This window comes from Sphingobium sp. SCG-1 (assembly GCF_002953135.1).
Taxonomy (GTDB): Bacteria; Pseudomonadota; Alphaproteobacteria; order Sphingomonadales; family Sphingomonadaceae; genus Sphingobium.
Window position 1 is genome coordinate 4218581 of sequence record NZ_CP026372.1, and the last position, 14519, is coordinate 4233099.

Here is a 14519-nt window from a genome sequence, read left to right on the forward strand (position 1 = left end):
CGCGCGGCGTCAGGCGTCCATCAGCGCCGGGAAGAAGCCTTCATGTGCTGTGCGGAGGTCCGCCAACGCAATGGCCTTGCCATGTAACACCAGCGCGTCGCCGCCTGTCGTGCCTATCCGCGTCATCGGAATGCCTGCCGCCTGAATTGTGTCGGCCACCGCGGACGTGACGATGTAGCGAGCCTGATCCTCGCCGAATGCGGTGAAATGGTCACCGATCTCTTCGAGAGTCGCTCCGATACCGCCCGCCAGCGCCATCTCCGCGATTGCGACGAGCAGGCCGCCATCGGACACGTCATGCACCGCCGTCACCTTGCCCTGCGTAACGAGGTCACGGACGAACGCCGCGTGCGCCTTCTCCTGCGCCAAATCGACGGGCGGCGGCGGACCTTCTTCGCGCCCATGCAATTCGCGCAACCAGAGCGACTGGCCCAAATGGCCATTGTTCTTGCCGATGACGAAGATCGCTTCGCCGCTCGCCTTGAACGCGACCGTCGCCATATTGTCGATATCGTCTAGCACACCGACGCCGCCGATTGCGGGGGTGGGCAGGATCGCGCTGCCGCCGCCGGTTGCCTTGCTCTCATTATAGAGCGAGACATTGCCACTGACGATCGGGAAGTCCAGCGCACGACAGGCGTCGCCCATACCATCGAGGCAGCCGACGATCTGTCCCATGATTTCGGGGCGCTGTGGATTCGCGAAGTTGAGGCAGTTGGTGATGGCGAGCGGTCTCGCCCCAACCGCACTGATGTTGCGATAGCATTCGGCGACCGCCTGCTTGCCGCCCTCATAGGGGTCTGCATAGCAATATCGCGGGGCGCAATCGGTGCTGATCGCCAGCGCGCGATTGGTGCCGTGGATCCGCACCACCGCCGCATCGCCCCCGGGACGCTGCAATGTGTCCGCGCCGACCATGTGATCATATTGCTCCCAGATCCAGCGTCGCGAAGCGATGTCGGGCGACCCCATCAGCTTGAGCAGGTCCGCACCCAAGTCCGTGCTTGTGGGGATATCCGTAACTGGCTCCCGCTTGGGCGTAGGCACATGCGGACGGTCATAGAGCGGCGCGTCGTCGGCCAACGGAGCAAGCGGAATATCGCACACCGTTTCGCCATGATGCGTCAGCACCATGCGGCCAGTGTCGGTGACTTCGCCGATGACCGCGAAATCCAGTTCCCACTTATGGAAGATCGCCTCCGCCTCGGCTTCGCGGCCGGGCTTCAGGACCATCAGCATGCGCTCCTGCGATTCGGACAGCATCATTTCATAGGCAGTCATGCCCGTTTCCCGCTGCGGCACTTTGTCCATGTCGAGCAGCAGCCCGACGCCGCCCTTCGAAGCCATCTCAACCGAAGACGAGGTAAGTCCTGCCGCGCCCATGTCCTGGATGGCGACAATCGCGTCCGAAGCCATCAGTTCGAGGCATGCCTCGATCAGCAGCTTTTCGGTGAAGGGATCGCCGACTTGCACCGTGGGGCGCTTTGCATCGGAGTCTTCGCCGAAGTCCGCCGATGCCATCGTTGCGCCATGGATGCCGTCACGCCCGGTCTTGGAACCGACATAGACGATGGGATTGCCCGCGCCCGATGCCGCCGAATAGAAGATCTTGTCCTGTTCGGCGATACCCACCGTCATCGCATTGACGAGGATGTTGCCATCATAGGCGGGGTGGAAATTCACTTCGCCACCGACAGTCGGCACGCCCACGCAGTTGCCATAACCGCCGATGCCGCGCACGACGCCGCTGATCAGGTGGCGCATCCGGGGATGATCAGGCCGGCCAAAGCGCAGCGCATTCATGTTCGCTACCGGCCGTGCACCCATGGTAAACACATCGCGCAGAATTCCGCCAACGCCTGTCGCTGCGCCCTGATAAGGCTCGATGTAGGAAGGGTGGTTATGGCTCTCCATCTTGAAGATCGCGGCGAGCTTGGTGCCGTTCGGACCTTCGCCGATATCGATGACGCCTGCATTCTCACCGGGGCCGCAAATGACCCAAGGCGCTTCGGTAGGCAGTTTCTTGAGGTGAATGCGGCTTGACTTATAGCTGCAATGTTCCGACCACATCACGGAGAAGATGCCGAGTTCGGTAATGTTCGGCTCCCGCCCCAGCGCTTTCAGGACGCGAGCATATTCCTCCTCGTTCAGGCCATGTTCGGCGACGATCTGAGGGGTGATGGCAGTGCTGGATTTCGACATGAGCCGGCGTTTAGCCGGGTGGGGGCTGAAGGGCAACGGGGAACCCCTTTTCAACCGCCTTTAAGCCCACCTGCGCTTTGCCCAAAAGAAAACGGGCCGGACATTTTCATGCCCAGCCCGCGAATCGCTCGTGGATATTGTGGTTCTTTAGCCCTTGCAGCTCTGCGCGCTTTTGCCGGGAACAGTGATGGTGACTGGGCTGCCGCTGCCGCTGACTTCATAGCCGCCTTCGGCCTTGAGAGCGCCACCGGCTTCGGCAGCGACCAGCTTGGTCGGCGCGCCGTTCTTTTCGAGGCGCAGGTTGGCCGTCTTGTCGTCGGACAGGAAGTCGACGAAAATCAAGCTGTTGTCCTTGCAGCGATACTGCTTGCTGGCCTTGACGGAAGGAGGAAGTTCGACCGGGCCGGCATTGGCGACTTGCTCGGCCATCGGGTCGGCAGGGCCGCCCACGACTTCGGGTTCAGACTTGCTGCAAGCGGAAAGAGAAACCAGTGCAGCGGCGGCGAGGAGGGGGATATGATGTTTCATGACGGAACCTCCTTGTGCAGATGCAACATGGAGCGTCAACGGAAAAATAAGAATAATTCGCATGTGCCTGTTGCGGAATGGAACGCTCGATTCGTTACAGTCTGCAGGCCTATTTTGCGGTGAAGGATGGCGAGGTCTTGGCGACATCCCCAAGGGAGTAGCTGTCGGACTTGACCATGCCCCCTCCCCTCGTCATTGCTGCCATGATGGAGCCTGATACTACAGATACCGATCGCTTGGCCGCGCTGTCGTTCGAAGACGCCTTGCGAGAGCTTGAGGCCATCGTCCGGAAACTGGAAAGCGGCGACGCGCCGCTCGAGGAGTCGATTACTCTATATACGCGGGGCGAGGCTCTCCGCGCGCAATGCACGCGCAGGCTCGCCGATGCCGAAGCAAAGATCCAGAAGCTCACCTTGAATCAGGCGGGCGACGTGAGCGGGGCGCAGCCCTTCGACGCCGGTTGAACCACGACGTGCAGGGGGCGGTGGTGGACACGAACGGCGATAGCGGAGACATTCTGGCCGCGGCGGTACGTGAGACCAGTCATGCGATCGATGCAGCGTTCGATCAACTATTGCCCGTCCCCGACGATGCGCGCGCGCGACTGTATGACGCAATGCGACATGCGGCGATCGGTGGGGGCAAGCGGATGCGTCCGCTGCTCGTCAGAGCGACTGGGGCGTTGTTCAACGTTTCGATGGAATCGCTGGTTCGCGTCGGCCTCGCAGTAGAATGCATTCACGTCTACTCTTTAGTGCATGACGACCTGCCTGCGATGGACGATGACGATCTCCGCCGGGGCAAGCCGACTGTGCACAAAGCGTTTGACGATGCGACGGCCATTCTTGCAGGCGATTGCCTGCACGACTTGGCATTCGAGGTTCTGGTCGACCCGCGCACGTACGCCGATCCCTTCGTGCGCTGTGAATTGGTCCAAGCACTGGCGGCATCGAGTGGGCCGTCCGGTATGGCGGGCGGGCAGATGATGGATCTCGAAGCGGAAAAGTCGGGATTCGATCTGCCCACGGTGACGCGGCTCCAGCAATTGAAGACCGGCGCGCTTATCGGCTTCTGTGTCGAAGCGGGTGCGATCCTCGGTCGCATTCCGCCCGAAGGTCGCACGAGCCTGCATGGATACGCCCGTGATATCGGCCTTGCCTTCCAGATTGCCGACGATCTGCTCGATGTAGAGGGAGACGCAGCTCTGGCAGGCAAGGCGCTGGGCAAAGACGCAGCCGCGGGCAAAGAAACCTTTGTCTCATTATTGGGCATCGACCGTGCACGCGAGCAGGCACGACTGCTAGTCGATCAGGCGAAAGCGCATCTGCATGGCTATGGTGCTGAAGCGAATCTGCTGCGCGCAATTGCGGACTATGTTGTGGAGAGGGACCGATGAGTGAAGCGCGGCCAGCACGGGTAGGTGTGTATCCTGGCACGTTCGACCCCGTGACTTTGGGACATATGGACATCATCCGCCGTGGTGCGAAGCTGGTGGACCGGCTCGTCATCGGCGTCACCACCAACCCCAGCAAGTCGCCTATGTTCACGCTCGACGAGCGGATGCAGATGGTGAAGCGCGAATGTGCCGATATCGACTCCGAGATACACGTGGTGGCGTTCGACGCGCTGTTGATGACATTTGCCGAACGCGAAGGGGCGAGCGTCATTATCCGGGGCCTCCGCGCGGTGGCGGACTTCGAATATGAGTATCAGATGGCCGGCATGAACCAGCAGATCAATGCGTCGATAGAGACGGTGTTCCTGATGGCGGATGTCTCGCTGCAACCGATCGCCAGCCGCCTGGTGAAGGAGATCGCCCTGTTCGGCGGTCCCATTCATAAATTCGTGAGCGCAAAGGTTTGCGAGGAAGTCGCCGAGCGCGTAGAGCGCCTCGGTCGAAAGGGTTCCTGAGCGGTCGCTCATGGTCCGTTCATATCATCATTCCTAACCGCGGGGCATTGCGGGCAGATGCAATCCTCTGCTGGAGACGAGGCGATCATGGCGTTGTATAAGAGTTTCAGGACGATGTGCGCGGCGGGTACGATGATGCTCGCATTGGCGGTCGCTTCGCCTGCAATGGCACAAGGCGGTGGCGGGGGCCGTGCCGACGAGCTTAAGAAGGCTGAGTCGGCCGCAATCGCCGCCGAAAATGCCAAGAAGCTGGGTCAGCACGGCGTTCAGAAGATCCCGCCTGCCGTGGTCCCGGTCGAGGCCGAAAATGTATGGGATCTCGATCTGTCGACTGGCGGTCGCGTGCGTATCCAGTTGCGTCCCGACATTGCGCCCAATCATGTCGAGCGGATCAAGACGCTGACGCGCCAGGGCTTTTACAACGGCCTCAAATTTCATCGCGTGATCCCCGGTTTCATGGCGCAGGGCGGCGATCCCAAGGGTGACGGCACCGGTGGGTCGAGCCTTCCGGACCTGAAGGCCGAATTCAACGTGATGCCGCATCTGCGCGGCACCGTATCGATGGCGCGCGCGGCGAGCGAGGACAGTGCAAACAGCCAGTTCTTCGTCGTCCTGCTGCCCCGCATGCAACTTGACAAGAAGTACACCGTGTTTGGCCGCGTGATCGAAGGCATGCAATATGTCGACAGCATTGCGCAGGGCGAACCCCCGGCGAACCCGTCCGTGATTGTGCAGGCATCGATCGAGAGTGATGGCAAGCCGCGCCCGGCCGTGTTGCCCCAACCTGCACCCACAGTTCCCAGCGCTGCCGAATTGAACGCGCCGATCAAGAAGTAAATGCTGGATCTGCGCGCCTGATGACGGCGCAGGATATGTACCGATGCGCGTAGACCTTTTCGATTTCGATTTGCCGCCCGAACGGATCGCCCTTCGCCCGGCCGTACCGCGCGATGCTGCGCGTATGCTGGTTGTCGAAGGCGCGGAAGGTCTGCACGATCACCGCGTATCTGATCTTCCTTCTCTATTGCGCGCAGGCGATTGTCTTGTGTTCAACGATACGCGCGTCATTCCTGCACAGCTTGAAGGGACGCGTGGCGAGGCGCGCATCGGCGCTACCCTGCACAAGCGGTTAGGACTTCGGAGTTGGCAGGCCTTCGTTCGCAATGCCAAGCGCGTGCGGACCGGTGATCGCATTGATTTTGGTGCGGGCGTCGCCGCTATAGCAGGATCGCGCGATGCGGACGGCACGATTACGCTGGATTTCGAAGGCGATGAAGCCGTCGAAGTCTTGCTGGAGCGGGCCGGGCGGATGCCGCTGCCCCCTTATATCGCAGCCAAGCGTCCGACGGATGAAAAGGACCGCAGCGATTACCAAACCATGTTCGCGCGAGAGGACGGCGCCGTTGCCGCCCCCACTGCTGCCCTGCATTTCACGCATGGCCTGATCGAAGCACTTTCTCAGCGAGGTGTCCTAAGCGAGACGCTGACCCTCCACGTCGGGGCGGGTACGTTCCTCCCGGTCAAGGTCGACGACACCGCCGAGCATCGTATGCACGCTGAATGGGGAAGGATCGAACCAGCAGCAGCGGACCGCTTGAACGCGGTGCGCGCCAATGGCGGACGCATCATCGCCGTGGGGACGACCAGCCTGCGCCTTCTGGAAAGCGCGGTGGATGCCGATGGCATGATCCGCTCGTTCGCGGACGACACACGTATCTTCATCACGCCGGGATACCGTTTCCGTGCTGTGGACGGACTGATGACCAACTTCCATCTGCCCCGATCGACGCTGTTCATGCTCGTTAGCGCCCTTATGGGACGCGAACGGATGCAGGGCGCCTACGCCCACGCTATCGCGCAAGGGTATCGGTTCTACAGCTACGGGGATTCCAGTCTGCTGCTGCCAGGCTAACGCGCAACGATCTTGAGGTGCATGGATCGGCGGAACACGAAACCGAGAGACTCGTACAGTCGTATCGCCGACAGGTTGCTGGCATAGCAATGCAGGAAGGGCGTTTCGCCTAGGGCCAACATGTTTTGCGCCACGGCTCGCATCAATGCCGCCGCATAGCCTTTCCCGCGATGATCGGGATGCGTGCACACGCCGCTGACTTCCGCATATCCAGGAAGCCGCATCCGCTCGCCGGCCATCGCCACCAGCCTTCCACCTTCCTTAACGCCTAGGAAGCGGCCAAGCTGATAGGTGCGCGCGGCGAAAGGGCCGGGCACGGTCAAATGAGCCAGCGCGATCATGTCCGGCGCGTCATCGGCGGTAAGTAGTACGATTTCGGAAGAAGCTGGCGACACAGTGATAGTCGAAGCCGTCATCTGATGAAGCGTCGCTTCCCGGCGTATCTTCAGACCTGCCGGGAGGGCTGGCGGATCGGCTTCCACCAGCCACAACTCCTCCTCACCGGACAACAAGGATGAAAGCCTGGCGGCATTATGCGGCGAACCATCGACCGCAGCAGCAAAGGGACCAAAATCGCCATGCAGCCGCATCGCGTAATGATCTCCCACGGCCATTGACGCCCAGCCCGATTGCAGCGCGGACCACACCGGTCGGTCAAGGGAGTGATGTTCTGTCATAGTCAGCCGGCATCATAATTGCGTCGGCGTAACAAAGGCAATGCCGGTTGCATCGTTGCGCTGCATATAATCGGTCCGGAACATGAGCTGCGGCCAACAGAAATTTACGAAAAGACAATAGGTTCGCGTGCATGGAGGGTAAGAACGGAGCATCTGCTTGAGGCAACTGGCAAAGCATTGGCTAACACAGCTACTGGGTGTATCGGCGATCGACGCCGGTGCGCGAAGAAGCCTTGCTGCCTCGCTCACAGCGTCAACAGGCACAATAGCCCTAGGCGCCATCGTCAGCGTCACGCTCAGCTTTGTCATTGCCCGGCAGTCGCACGACTCCCTCCTCCTGACGCTCGTTGGCGGTTTCGCCTTTCTGTCGGCACTGCGAATCGGCCTCAGGTCATGTCTCAAGCCAGATCCCGATCCCCGCTCACGCTACAAAGAGAAATTGTTCGAGGCAGCTTCCTGGTCTTTTGCCGCGCTGACTGGCTTATTCACCTTTCTCACGCTGACGCGCGTGGATGACGCAACACTGCACGTACCCGCCGTCGCGCTTGCAGCGGGTTACGCGAGTGCAACTGCTTGCCGCAACGCCGGTCGGATCAGGGTGCCGATCGGCCAGCCGTTGCTCTGCATCGTGCCAGCCGCTCTGGGATTGTGGATGGTAGGTGCACTTGCCTATCAACTGCTGGCGCTCGCGTTAGTAATAATGCTCGTAGGACTTGTCGAAATCAGTGCAGGCACGCATCGCATCGTGGGGAACGCGTTACGAGAGGAGCATGAAAAGTCTCTGCTCGCGACGAAGTACGAGCGGCTTGCCCGGTTCGACAGCCTGACGGGCGTCGAGAATCGGATGGCCATGCAGATTCGTCTGCGTGAGATATTCGAAAATAACCGTCGGAGCAGCGATGCTGTCGCGATTCTGTGGATGGATCTGGATAGATTCAAGGAAATCAATGACTCGATAGGACATCTCATTGGCGACTATTTGCTGTGCGCGGTGGCGGAGAAGCTGTCCGAAGCGCTCGATGGCCGCGGCCATGTCGCCCGGTTCGGGGGTGACGAGTTCATCCTGATCTGCCCTGGCGTCAATCGCGCTGGCGCGCAGGCCATCGCGGCCGACGTCCTCGACTACTTCAGGGACAGCTTTGAAATCGCCGAACATACGCTGTCCGTCACCGCTTCCATCGGCATAGCCGTTGCGCCACAGGATGGACGCGACGTTGATGAGTTGATGCAGCACGCCGACATGGCGCTATACGAAGCCAAGGGAAGCGGCCGAAATCGCGCCACAAGTTTCACTTGGTCGATGAAGGACCGATTCAGCCGCATTCATGACCTGGAAACCGGCCTTCGCAAAGCGATCGCCAATCGGGAGTTCTCGCTCCAGTTTCAGCCGATCTTCGACTACACTTCCGGCAAGGTGGTCGCCTGCGAAGCGCTGATCCGCTGGGTTCATCCCAAGCTCGGCTCCATTCAACCAAAGGAATTCATCCCGATCGCCGAGAACATCGGCATCATTACGGAGCTGACTGACTGGGTATTGGCCCACGCCTGCGCCGCAGCTCTCGATTGGCCCGAGGACATACGCCTCACCGTCAATATGTCGCCTGCACTGTTTCAGTCCACCGATTTGCCGCGCATGATTATCAGTCATCTGATGGCCACAGGGCTCCCCGCCCGGCGCCTTGAACTGGAGGTGACGGAAAACGTCTTTCTTGTCGACCAGCCCCGTACCAGCGCGATGTTGCTCGACTTGCGCAAGATCGGCTTGCGGCTGGCGCTCGACGATTTCGGGACAGGGTATTCATCGCTCAGCTATTTGAGCGCCTATGCCTTCGACACTATCAAGGTCGACCAGAGTTTCATGCGCGACGTCCGAACCAGCGCAGAAAATCAGGCCGTCGTTCAATCGATCATCTTCCTCGCAGAGAAGCTCGGCATGGATACCGTGGCGGAGGGGATCGAGACGGAGGATCAGCAAGCTTATACCCGCGAAACGGGCTTCAACTTCGCACAGGGATTCCTGCTCTGCCAGCCGGTGCGTCGTGAGGAAATCGCCCGGCTGTTGCGCGAGGAGATGGAGATCGACACTCAGCGCAGCCGCCGCCCATCCAAGATAATGCGCCGGATCGCCTGACGCCTTTGGCAGGGGCTGACAAGCGGCTGGTAAAGCGCCTATTGGCCCCGCATGACAACTCGACCGCGCTTCTCCTTCCATATTGCTGCCACTGACGGGAAAGCCAGGACAGGCACTCTCTCGATGCGCCGCGGCGATATCCGCACGCCCGCCTTCATGCCGGTCGGAACGGCGGCAACCGTAAAGGCGATGCGTCCGGCCGAAGTACGCGCTGCGGGTGCCGACATCATCCTGGGCAACACCTATCATCTGATGCTGCGTCCGGGCGCGGAACGCATGGCGCGGCTGGGCGGTTTGCATCGGTTCATGGGCTGGGACCGGCCGATCCTGACCGACAGCGGCGGCTATCAAGTGATGAGCCTTTCGGCATTGACGAAGATGAGCGAGCAGGGCGTCGCCTTTTCCAGCCACATTGACGGCTCAAAGCATATGCTGACGCCGGAGCGGTCGATGGAGATACAAAGGTTGCTGGGCAGCGACATCGTCATGGCGTTCGACGAATGCACCAAAAACAATGCGACGCGGGACGAAGCGGCATCATCGATGGAGCGGTCGATGCGATGGGCGCGCCGCTCCCGCGAAGGTTTCGATGCGGGTGAAGATCATGCGGAACGGTCCGCATTGTTTGGCATCCAGCAGGGTTCTCTCGACCAGGATCTGCGCCTGCGGTCCGCACAGCAGCTCATGGATATCGGCTTTGACGGCTATGCGGTAGGCGGGCTGGCCGTTGGCGAGGGGCAGGAGGCGATGTTCGCGACGCTCGACTTCGCGCCGGGTCAACTGCCTGCGGACCGGCCACGTTATCTGATGGGTGTCGGTAAGCCCGATGACATCGTGGGTGCGGTAGAACGCGGGATTGATATGTTCGATTGCGTGCTGCCCACTCGCTCAGGTCGCAATGGCCAGGCGTTTACCTGGACAGGTCCACTCAACATCCGCAATGCCCGTTTCGCTGAGGACCAGACACCGTTGGACGGACGCTGTGAGTGTCCTGTGTGCATGACATGGAACCGCGCCTATCTGCATCATCTGGTGAAGGCAGGCGAAATGCTGGGTGCCATGCTGATGACGCAGCATAACATCCACTTCTACCAGGCGCTGATGCAAGCCATGCGCGATGCCATAGCCGAAGGCGTGTTCACGCCATTCGCGCGGCAGTTCCGTGCGGACTATCTCGTCGGCAACCGCGCTTAATCGAGCACGGCGATTTCAATACAGAAGACGCCCTCTTCTTCATCTCGATCCAGCGGTGCGCGCAATTGACGGGACAGGCCGGTCAGTACTCGGTCGAATCGTCCGTTGAGGCGCTCCTGCAACTCGGACGTGGTGCGCAGGGCGGAGGAGGAAACGCAAAGTTGCGCCCGGTGTGGCGGCTCGGCAACGCGTTGGACAGAGATGCGCACGATGGCATTGGGATCGCTCAGCATCGCCAGCTCCACCAATTCCGTAGTCAGAAAAGCGACCGGGACCGCGACATCCTGGCTGACGTGTAGATCCGCGCTATCGATCTGGATATTCAGCCTTGCTCCGTTCGCTGGAGCGCTGGCCCGCAGGCTGGCAGAGAGTTCGCTGACGAGCGCCCTGATACCTACACCACGGTTTTCTTCCAATTCGGCGTAGTGGTTGCGATGAACGACGGAAAGCGCATCGACGCGCCGCTGAATCGAGCCATAGGCTTCCGTCGCATCCGGCGTCGCTGCGGATCGGCTGTGGAGATTGATGAGGCTGGATATGATCTGGAGGTTGTTCTTGACGCGATGATGGACCTCGCGAGTCAACTTGCGCTGGCGGACCAGGCTTTCCGCCATTTCCGCCTCATGCGTCGCGACATCCTCGCTGATCGCATGAAAGGTCTCGCCAAGGTCGGTGATCTCCTGCGCCGGGGTACGCACCTTTTCCAATGGATGTAAGACAATGCCCGGCTGGTAGGTAGCGACCACTCGGCGCAGCATCACGAGCGGCTGGATCAGGAGGCGATTGACCACAAACCACCCAATTGCCGCTGCGGAGAACCACATCAGGATCGGCAGGAGTAACAGCAGGACGCGCGCAAAAGTCCGGGGCGGCTGCTGCGCGGTCAATTTAAGTATGAGGTTGGTTCGATCGAGTGAGGTGGAAACGCTCTCGACCGTCCCTCCTCCGCGGTTGGCCCGCTCCGGATCGAGCGCAAGTTCCTTGCTGCCCTGCGTCAGGGCGATCCGATGATTGGGCTTGGTTGCCGTGGAATGGACGATCTGCCGCAGGTGGTCGCGACCATAATAGACGACAGCGACAAGCGCTCCATTCTGCGCTGGTCTGCGGACCATGAGCATGTTGCGCTCTGGAAGGAGGTCAACCGAGGACGAGGCGCTGTCGCTATCCCGGGGAAGGTTGGGAATGGACTTCCCGAAGCTGGTGCAGACATGATCGCCGTCGTTCGAATATACGGCAAAACGTGTGTCGAGTGGCGTGTGGGGACGCATTATCGCTTCGAGACGCGGGCAACTCGCAGCAATGCTCCCTGAAAACGCATTGACCCCGACCTGAAGCGCCATCTGGTCGGATGCGATCAGCGATGCCAGCGTACGCGCGCTCTGTACCGAGTCGATCTGGAGAACCGCCCGGCGTTCCGCGTCGGCGGTACGAATGGCCTGAACCGACGCCATCAGCGCCACCAAACCAAGCGGCAATAACGCAAGCGCCAAGATGAGGAACATCTTGACGTCCGTCGAGCGTATCGGAAAAGATCCTATCGACTGCTTACGCGCCGATACTTCGGCGGTGTCATCCACATCTGTGCCGATCAGTCCAGTTTGCTTAGCAGATCGAGCATTTCTGTCGGAATGTCTTCTTGCACTGCGGTCTGGTATACGGAACGCAGGACATTGCCGACATTATGATCGCCCGTCCGTCCGCCGCCCTGGCCCCGGCGTGCGCCCTTAGTATTCGTGCGCCGTTTAGCTGTCGTCGGTGCTCCAGATACTGCCTCCACCGACACTTCTCCCGCTGTCGCCGGCGCGTCCAGTGGTGCAATGGCATCCGGCCGCATGTCAGAAGAACCCAAAACTCGCCCCTTTTACCTAATCAACAATCAACCACACGGAAGACGTTTGCGTCATTCAGTTGCCGCGTCAACGAAAAAGCCCGCGAAATATTGTCCAACAAAAAACTTACCGGCTGTGAAACAAATCGCTTTCTGGTTGGTTCCGGCAATCAGATATTTTTTCACCGGCTCGCCATCGGGAGGCGATGCCGTGGTGTGGCGCGGGAACGTTTTGGGGGGCGGGGTTGCAATAATGCAGCCGGGTATCCATCCTTTGAAACGCGTCTTGCCTACATTGCGGGCCGGTCGCACTTAAGGGAGACACCATAGATTATGTCGCTAGGCCAGCAATTGCATCCGCACCTACCCTTTCTCCGCCGTTATGCGCGCGCGCTGACGGGAAGCCAGGCGCATGGCGACGCCTATGTCCGCGCTACCTTAGAAGCGATCGTCGCCGCGCCGGATGAGTTCCCCCGCGATGTCGATGCGCGGCTGGGCCTTTACAAGACATTTCATGCCATCTGGTCATCCTCTCATATCGAGGATTCACCCGTGTCCGTCTCTGGCGACGATCATGAAGCCATTGCACGCGCGCGTCTTGCACGCATTACCCCATTGCCGCGTCAGGCTCTATTGCTGACTGCCATGGAGGGCTTCACCACGGAGGACACTGGCTATCTGATCGAGATGGACGCCACGGACGTGGAAACTCTGGTGAATGAAGCATTGGCCGAGATCGAAGCGCAAACGCGGGCCAAGGTCCTGATAATCGAAGATGAGCCGATCATCGCAATGGATATCGAGACGATCGTTCGCGATCTGGGGCATGATGTAACGGCCATCGCGGTGACCCGCGACGAAGCCGTGCGGGAAGCCATGGCTGAACGGCCGGGGCTGGTACTTGCGGATATTCAGCTTGCCGATGATTCCAGCGGCATCGACGCCGTCAAGGACATCCTAGCCGAATTCTCGGTCCCGGTGATCTTCATCACGGCCTTCCCCGAGCGCCTTCTTACGGGCGAGCGGCCTGAGCCGACATTCCTCATCACAAAGCCGTTCCAGCGTTCAACAGTCAAAGCCGCGATTGCGCAGGCGCTGTTCTTCGATGAGGCGACTGCACCAGCTTAGGATAATGTGAGCGGTCCATCTTGCCGCTATCGGTCCAATCGTGTTCCTCTGGGAACATCGTCCGGCGGCAGGTGTTATTGATGCGTAACGAACGGGAGAATCCATATGCCGGACAACCAGCAGCATGTTGATACGGACAATGCAAGATCCGGGTCCACGCCGCATATCGTCCGCTACGTCCTCGCAATATCCCTTATTCTTGTTATTCTCGGCATGGGTTTGATATTGCTGCTGTGAATTTATCGCTGTTCTGCCGCTGTCTGGCGTTTTCAGGAAGTCTGTTTTGAACCAGTTGAGTATGTGTTCCGCGGCACCGATCATTTATCCTACGGAAGTCCGCGCATGATGGCTGCTGCGAATAGTCCCGTTGGAGAAGTCGTGGAGATTGACGAGATCGCTATTCCCGAAGAGCGGGAGGCGCTTTCCGACGCCGACTTCAAGAAGGAGTTGGCGGCGGTTATCCCGCATCTCCGTGCCTTCGGCAGATCGTTGTCGGGCAATCGTGATCTTGCCGATGACCTCGTTCAGGAGACCTTGTTGAAAGCTTGGGCGGCGCGTTCGCGCTTTCAGGCCGGGACCAACATGCGCGCGTGGACCTTCATCATCCTGCGCAATCACTATCTGTCGCAGATGCGCCGTTCGCGGTTTCGCGGAGAGTGGGACGATCTCACCGCGGATCGCCTGCTTGCAGCACCCGCAGGTCAGGATAAGCATATTGAGCTGGCCGACATGCAACGGGCATTGCTCCAACTACCGCAACCCCAACGCGAGGCTCTCATTCTAGTGGGCGCTGGCGGCTTCGCCTATGAAGAAGCAGCCGAAATCTGTGGCGTAGCCGTCGGTACGATCAAGAGCCGTGTGGCGCGTGGCCGCGCAGCCCTTGAGCAGATGATGGACAGCGGCGACCTCCCTACTCGTCGCGGACAGATCACTTCGCCCAGCGGAGTGCTGGATGAAATAATGGGTGACGTGGATAAGCTCAGCCGGGGCCGATAAGAGTCGGACGAG

16 protein-coding genes are annotated in these 14519 nt (G+C 60.1%); 10 read left to right on the forward strand and 6 right to left on the reverse strand.

What is annotated here, in order from left to right; translation table 11 throughout:
• Positions 1 to 9 precede the first annotated feature (9 nt).
• Entirely contained in the window at positions 10 to 2202 is a 2193-nt protein-coding gene (purL, locus tag C1T17_RS19450; protein WP_104954856.1) for a phosphoribosylformylglycinamidine synthase subunit PurL, read from the reverse strand.
• Between the two features lie 147 nt (positions 2203 to 2349).
• The gene (locus C1T17_RS19455) at positions 2350 to 2730 is read right to left on the reverse strand and encodes a hypothetical protein (RefSeq protein ID WP_104954857.1); all 381 of its coding nucleotides are present in this window, start codon (positions 2728 to 2730) and stop codon (positions 2350 to 2352) included.
• Between the two features lie 206 nt (positions 2731 to 2936).
• Between C1T17_RS19455 and C1T17_RS19460 the strand changes: the two genes are divergently transcribed.
• The 5 genes from C1T17_RS19460 (at position 2937) to queA (ending at position 6553) form a co-directional block, all read left to right on the forward strand.
• Positions 2937 to 3194: an exodeoxyribonuclease VII small subunit gene (locus tag C1T17_RS19460; protein WP_104955375.1), complete on the forward strand. Its 258-nt coding sequence runs from the start codon at positions 2937 to 2939 to the stop codon at positions 3192 to 3194.
• A 50-nt stretch (positions 3195 to 3244) separates the two neighbouring features.
• Entirely contained in the window at positions 3245 to 4126 is an 882-nt protein-coding gene (locus tag C1T17_RS19465; RefSeq protein ID WP_104955376.1) for a polyprenyl synthetase family protein, read from the forward strand.
• Complete coding sequence (gene coaD, locus C1T17_RS19470; RefSeq protein ID WP_104954858.1) at positions 4123 to 4641, forward strand: pantetheine-phosphate adenylyltransferase; 519 nt, start codon at positions 4123 to 4125, stop codon at positions 4639 to 4641. The genes C1T17_RS19465 and coaD overlap by 4 nt, the downstream gene beginning before the upstream one ends.
• A gap of 87 nt (positions 4642 to 4728) precedes the next feature.
• Positions 4729 to 5478, forward strand: a complete 750-nt coding sequence (locus tag C1T17_RS19475) for a peptidylprolyl isomerase (protein ID WP_104954859.1) — start codon at positions 4729 to 4731, stop codon at positions 5476 to 5478.
• Positions 5479 to 5521: 43 nt separating this feature from the next.
• A complete protein-coding gene (gene queA / locus C1T17_RS19480; protein ID WP_104954860.1) occupies positions 5522 to 6553 on the forward strand; it encodes a tRNA preQ1(34) S-adenosylmethionine ribosyltransferase-isomerase QueA in 1032 nt (343 codons plus the stop codon).
• On the opposite strand, the gene C1T17_RS19485 is transcribed toward queA, so the two are convergent.
• The gene (locus C1T17_RS19485; protein WP_104954861.1) at positions 6550 to 7230 is read right to left on the reverse strand and encodes a GNAT family N-acetyltransferase; all 681 of its coding nucleotides are present in this window, start codon (positions 7228 to 7230) and stop codon (positions 6550 to 6552) included. The two genes, queA and C1T17_RS19485, sit on opposite strands and share 4 nt — an antisense overlap.
• Positions 7231 to 7387: 157 nt before the next feature.
• On the opposite strand from C1T17_RS19485, the gene C1T17_RS19490 reads away from it, so the two are divergent.
• Both C1T17_RS19490 and tgt read left to right on the forward strand, forming a co-directional pair.
• Positions 7388 to 9361, forward strand: coding sequence for a putative bifunctional diguanylate cyclase/phosphodiesterase (locus tag C1T17_RS19490; RefSeq protein WP_223262712.1), 1974 nt, complete (start codon positions 7388 to 7390; stop codon positions 9359 to 9361).
• A gap of 51 nt (positions 9362 to 9412) precedes the next feature.
• The gene (gene tgt / locus C1T17_RS19495) at positions 9413 to 10555 is read left to right on the forward strand and encodes a tRNA guanosine(34) transglycosylase Tgt (RefSeq protein WP_104954862.1); all 1143 of its coding nucleotides are present in this window, start codon (positions 9413 to 9415) and stop codon (positions 10553 to 10555) included.
• On the opposite strand, the gene C1T17_RS19500 is transcribed toward tgt, so the two are convergent.
• The 3 genes from C1T17_RS19500 to C1T17_RS21085 form a co-directional block, all read right to left on the reverse strand.
• The gene (locus C1T17_RS19500) at positions 10552 to 12057 is read right to left on the reverse strand and encodes a sensor histidine kinase (RefSeq protein ID WP_104955378.1); all 1506 of its coding nucleotides are present in this window, start codon (positions 12055 to 12057) and stop codon (positions 10552 to 10554) included. The two genes, tgt and C1T17_RS19500, sit on opposite strands and share 4 nt — an antisense overlap.
• 86 nt (positions 12058 to 12143) lie before the next feature.
• Positions 12144 to 12404: a NepR family anti-sigma factor gene (locus C1T17_RS19505; RefSeq protein WP_145959038.1), complete on the reverse strand. Its 261-nt coding sequence runs from the start codon at positions 12402 to 12404 to the stop codon at positions 12144 to 12146.
• Between the two features lie 51 nt (positions 12405 to 12455).
• Positions 12456 to 12695, reverse strand: a complete 240-nt coding sequence (locus tag C1T17_RS21085; protein WP_145959039.1) for a hypothetical protein — start codon at positions 12693 to 12695, stop codon at positions 12456 to 12458.
• 21 nt (positions 12696 to 12716) lie between these two features.
• On the opposite strand from C1T17_RS21085, the gene C1T17_RS19510 reads away from it, so the two are divergent.
• From C1T17_RS19510 to C1T17_RS19515, 3 genes are all read left to right on the forward strand, one after another.
• Entirely contained in the window at positions 12717 to 13511 is a 795-nt protein-coding gene (locus C1T17_RS19510) for a response regulator (RefSeq protein ID WP_104954864.1), read from the forward strand.
• Between the two features lie 105 nt (positions 13512 to 13616).
• Positions 13617 to 13748 carry a hypothetical protein gene (locus C1T17_RS21950; RefSeq protein WP_262982712.1) on the forward strand — a complete coding sequence of 44 codons (132 nt, stop codon included), beginning with the start codon at positions 13617 to 13619 and terminating at the stop codon, positions 13746 to 13748.
• 108 nt (positions 13749 to 13856) lie between these two features.
• Positions 13857 to 14507 carry a sigma-70 family RNA polymerase sigma factor gene (locus tag C1T17_RS19515; RefSeq protein ID WP_104955379.1) on the forward strand — a complete coding sequence of 217 codons (651 nt, stop codon included), beginning with the start codon at positions 13857 to 13859 and terminating at the stop codon, positions 14505 to 14507.
• Positions 14508 to 14519: the final 12 nt, after the last annotated feature.

Coding starts and splice junctions, on each gene's coding strand:
- purL (WP_104954856.1), bottom strand. CDS start 2,202: ATGTCGAAATCCAGCACTGCCATCACCCCTCAGATCGTCGCCGAACAT.
- C1T17_RS19455 (WP_104954857.1), bottom strand. CDS start 2,730: ATGAAACATCATATCCCCCTCCTCGCCGCCGCTGCACTGGTTTCTCTT.
- C1T17_RS19460 (WP_104955375.1), top strand. CDS start 2,937: ATGGAGCCTGATACTACAGATACCGATCGCTTGGCCGCGCTGTCGTTC.
- coaD (WP_104954858.1), top strand. CDS start 4,123: ATGAGTGAAGCGCGGCCAGCACGGGTAGGTGTGTATCCTGGCACGTTC.
- C1T17_RS19475 (WP_104954859.1), top strand. CDS start 4,729: ATGGCGTTGTATAAGAGTTTCAGGACGATGTGCGCGGCGGGTACGATG.
- queA (WP_104954860.1), top strand. CDS start 5,522: ATGCGCGTAGACCTTTTCGATTTCGATTTGCCGCCCGAACGGATCGCC.
- C1T17_RS19485 (WP_104954861.1), bottom strand. CDS start 7,230: ATGACAGAACATCACTCCCTTGACCGACCGGTGTGGTCCGCGCTGCAA.
- tgt (WP_104954862.1), top strand. CDS start 9,413: ATGACAACTCGACCGCGCTTCTCCTTCCATATTGCTGCCACTGACGGG.
- C1T17_RS19500 (WP_104955378.1), bottom strand. CDS start 12,057: ATGTTCCTCATCTTGGCGCTTGCGTTATTGCCGCTTGGTTTGGTGGCG.
- C1T17_RS19510 (WP_104954864.1), top strand. CDS start 12,717: ATGTCGCTAGGCCAGCAATTGCATCCGCACCTACCCTTTCTCCGCCGT.
- C1T17_RS21950 (WP_262982712.1), top strand. CDS start 13,617: ATGCCGGACAACCAGCAGCATGTTGATACGGACAATGCAAGATCCGGG.
- C1T17_RS19515 (WP_104955379.1), top strand. CDS start 13,857: ATGGCTGCTGCGAATAGTCCCGTTGGAGAAGTCGTGGAGATTGACGAG.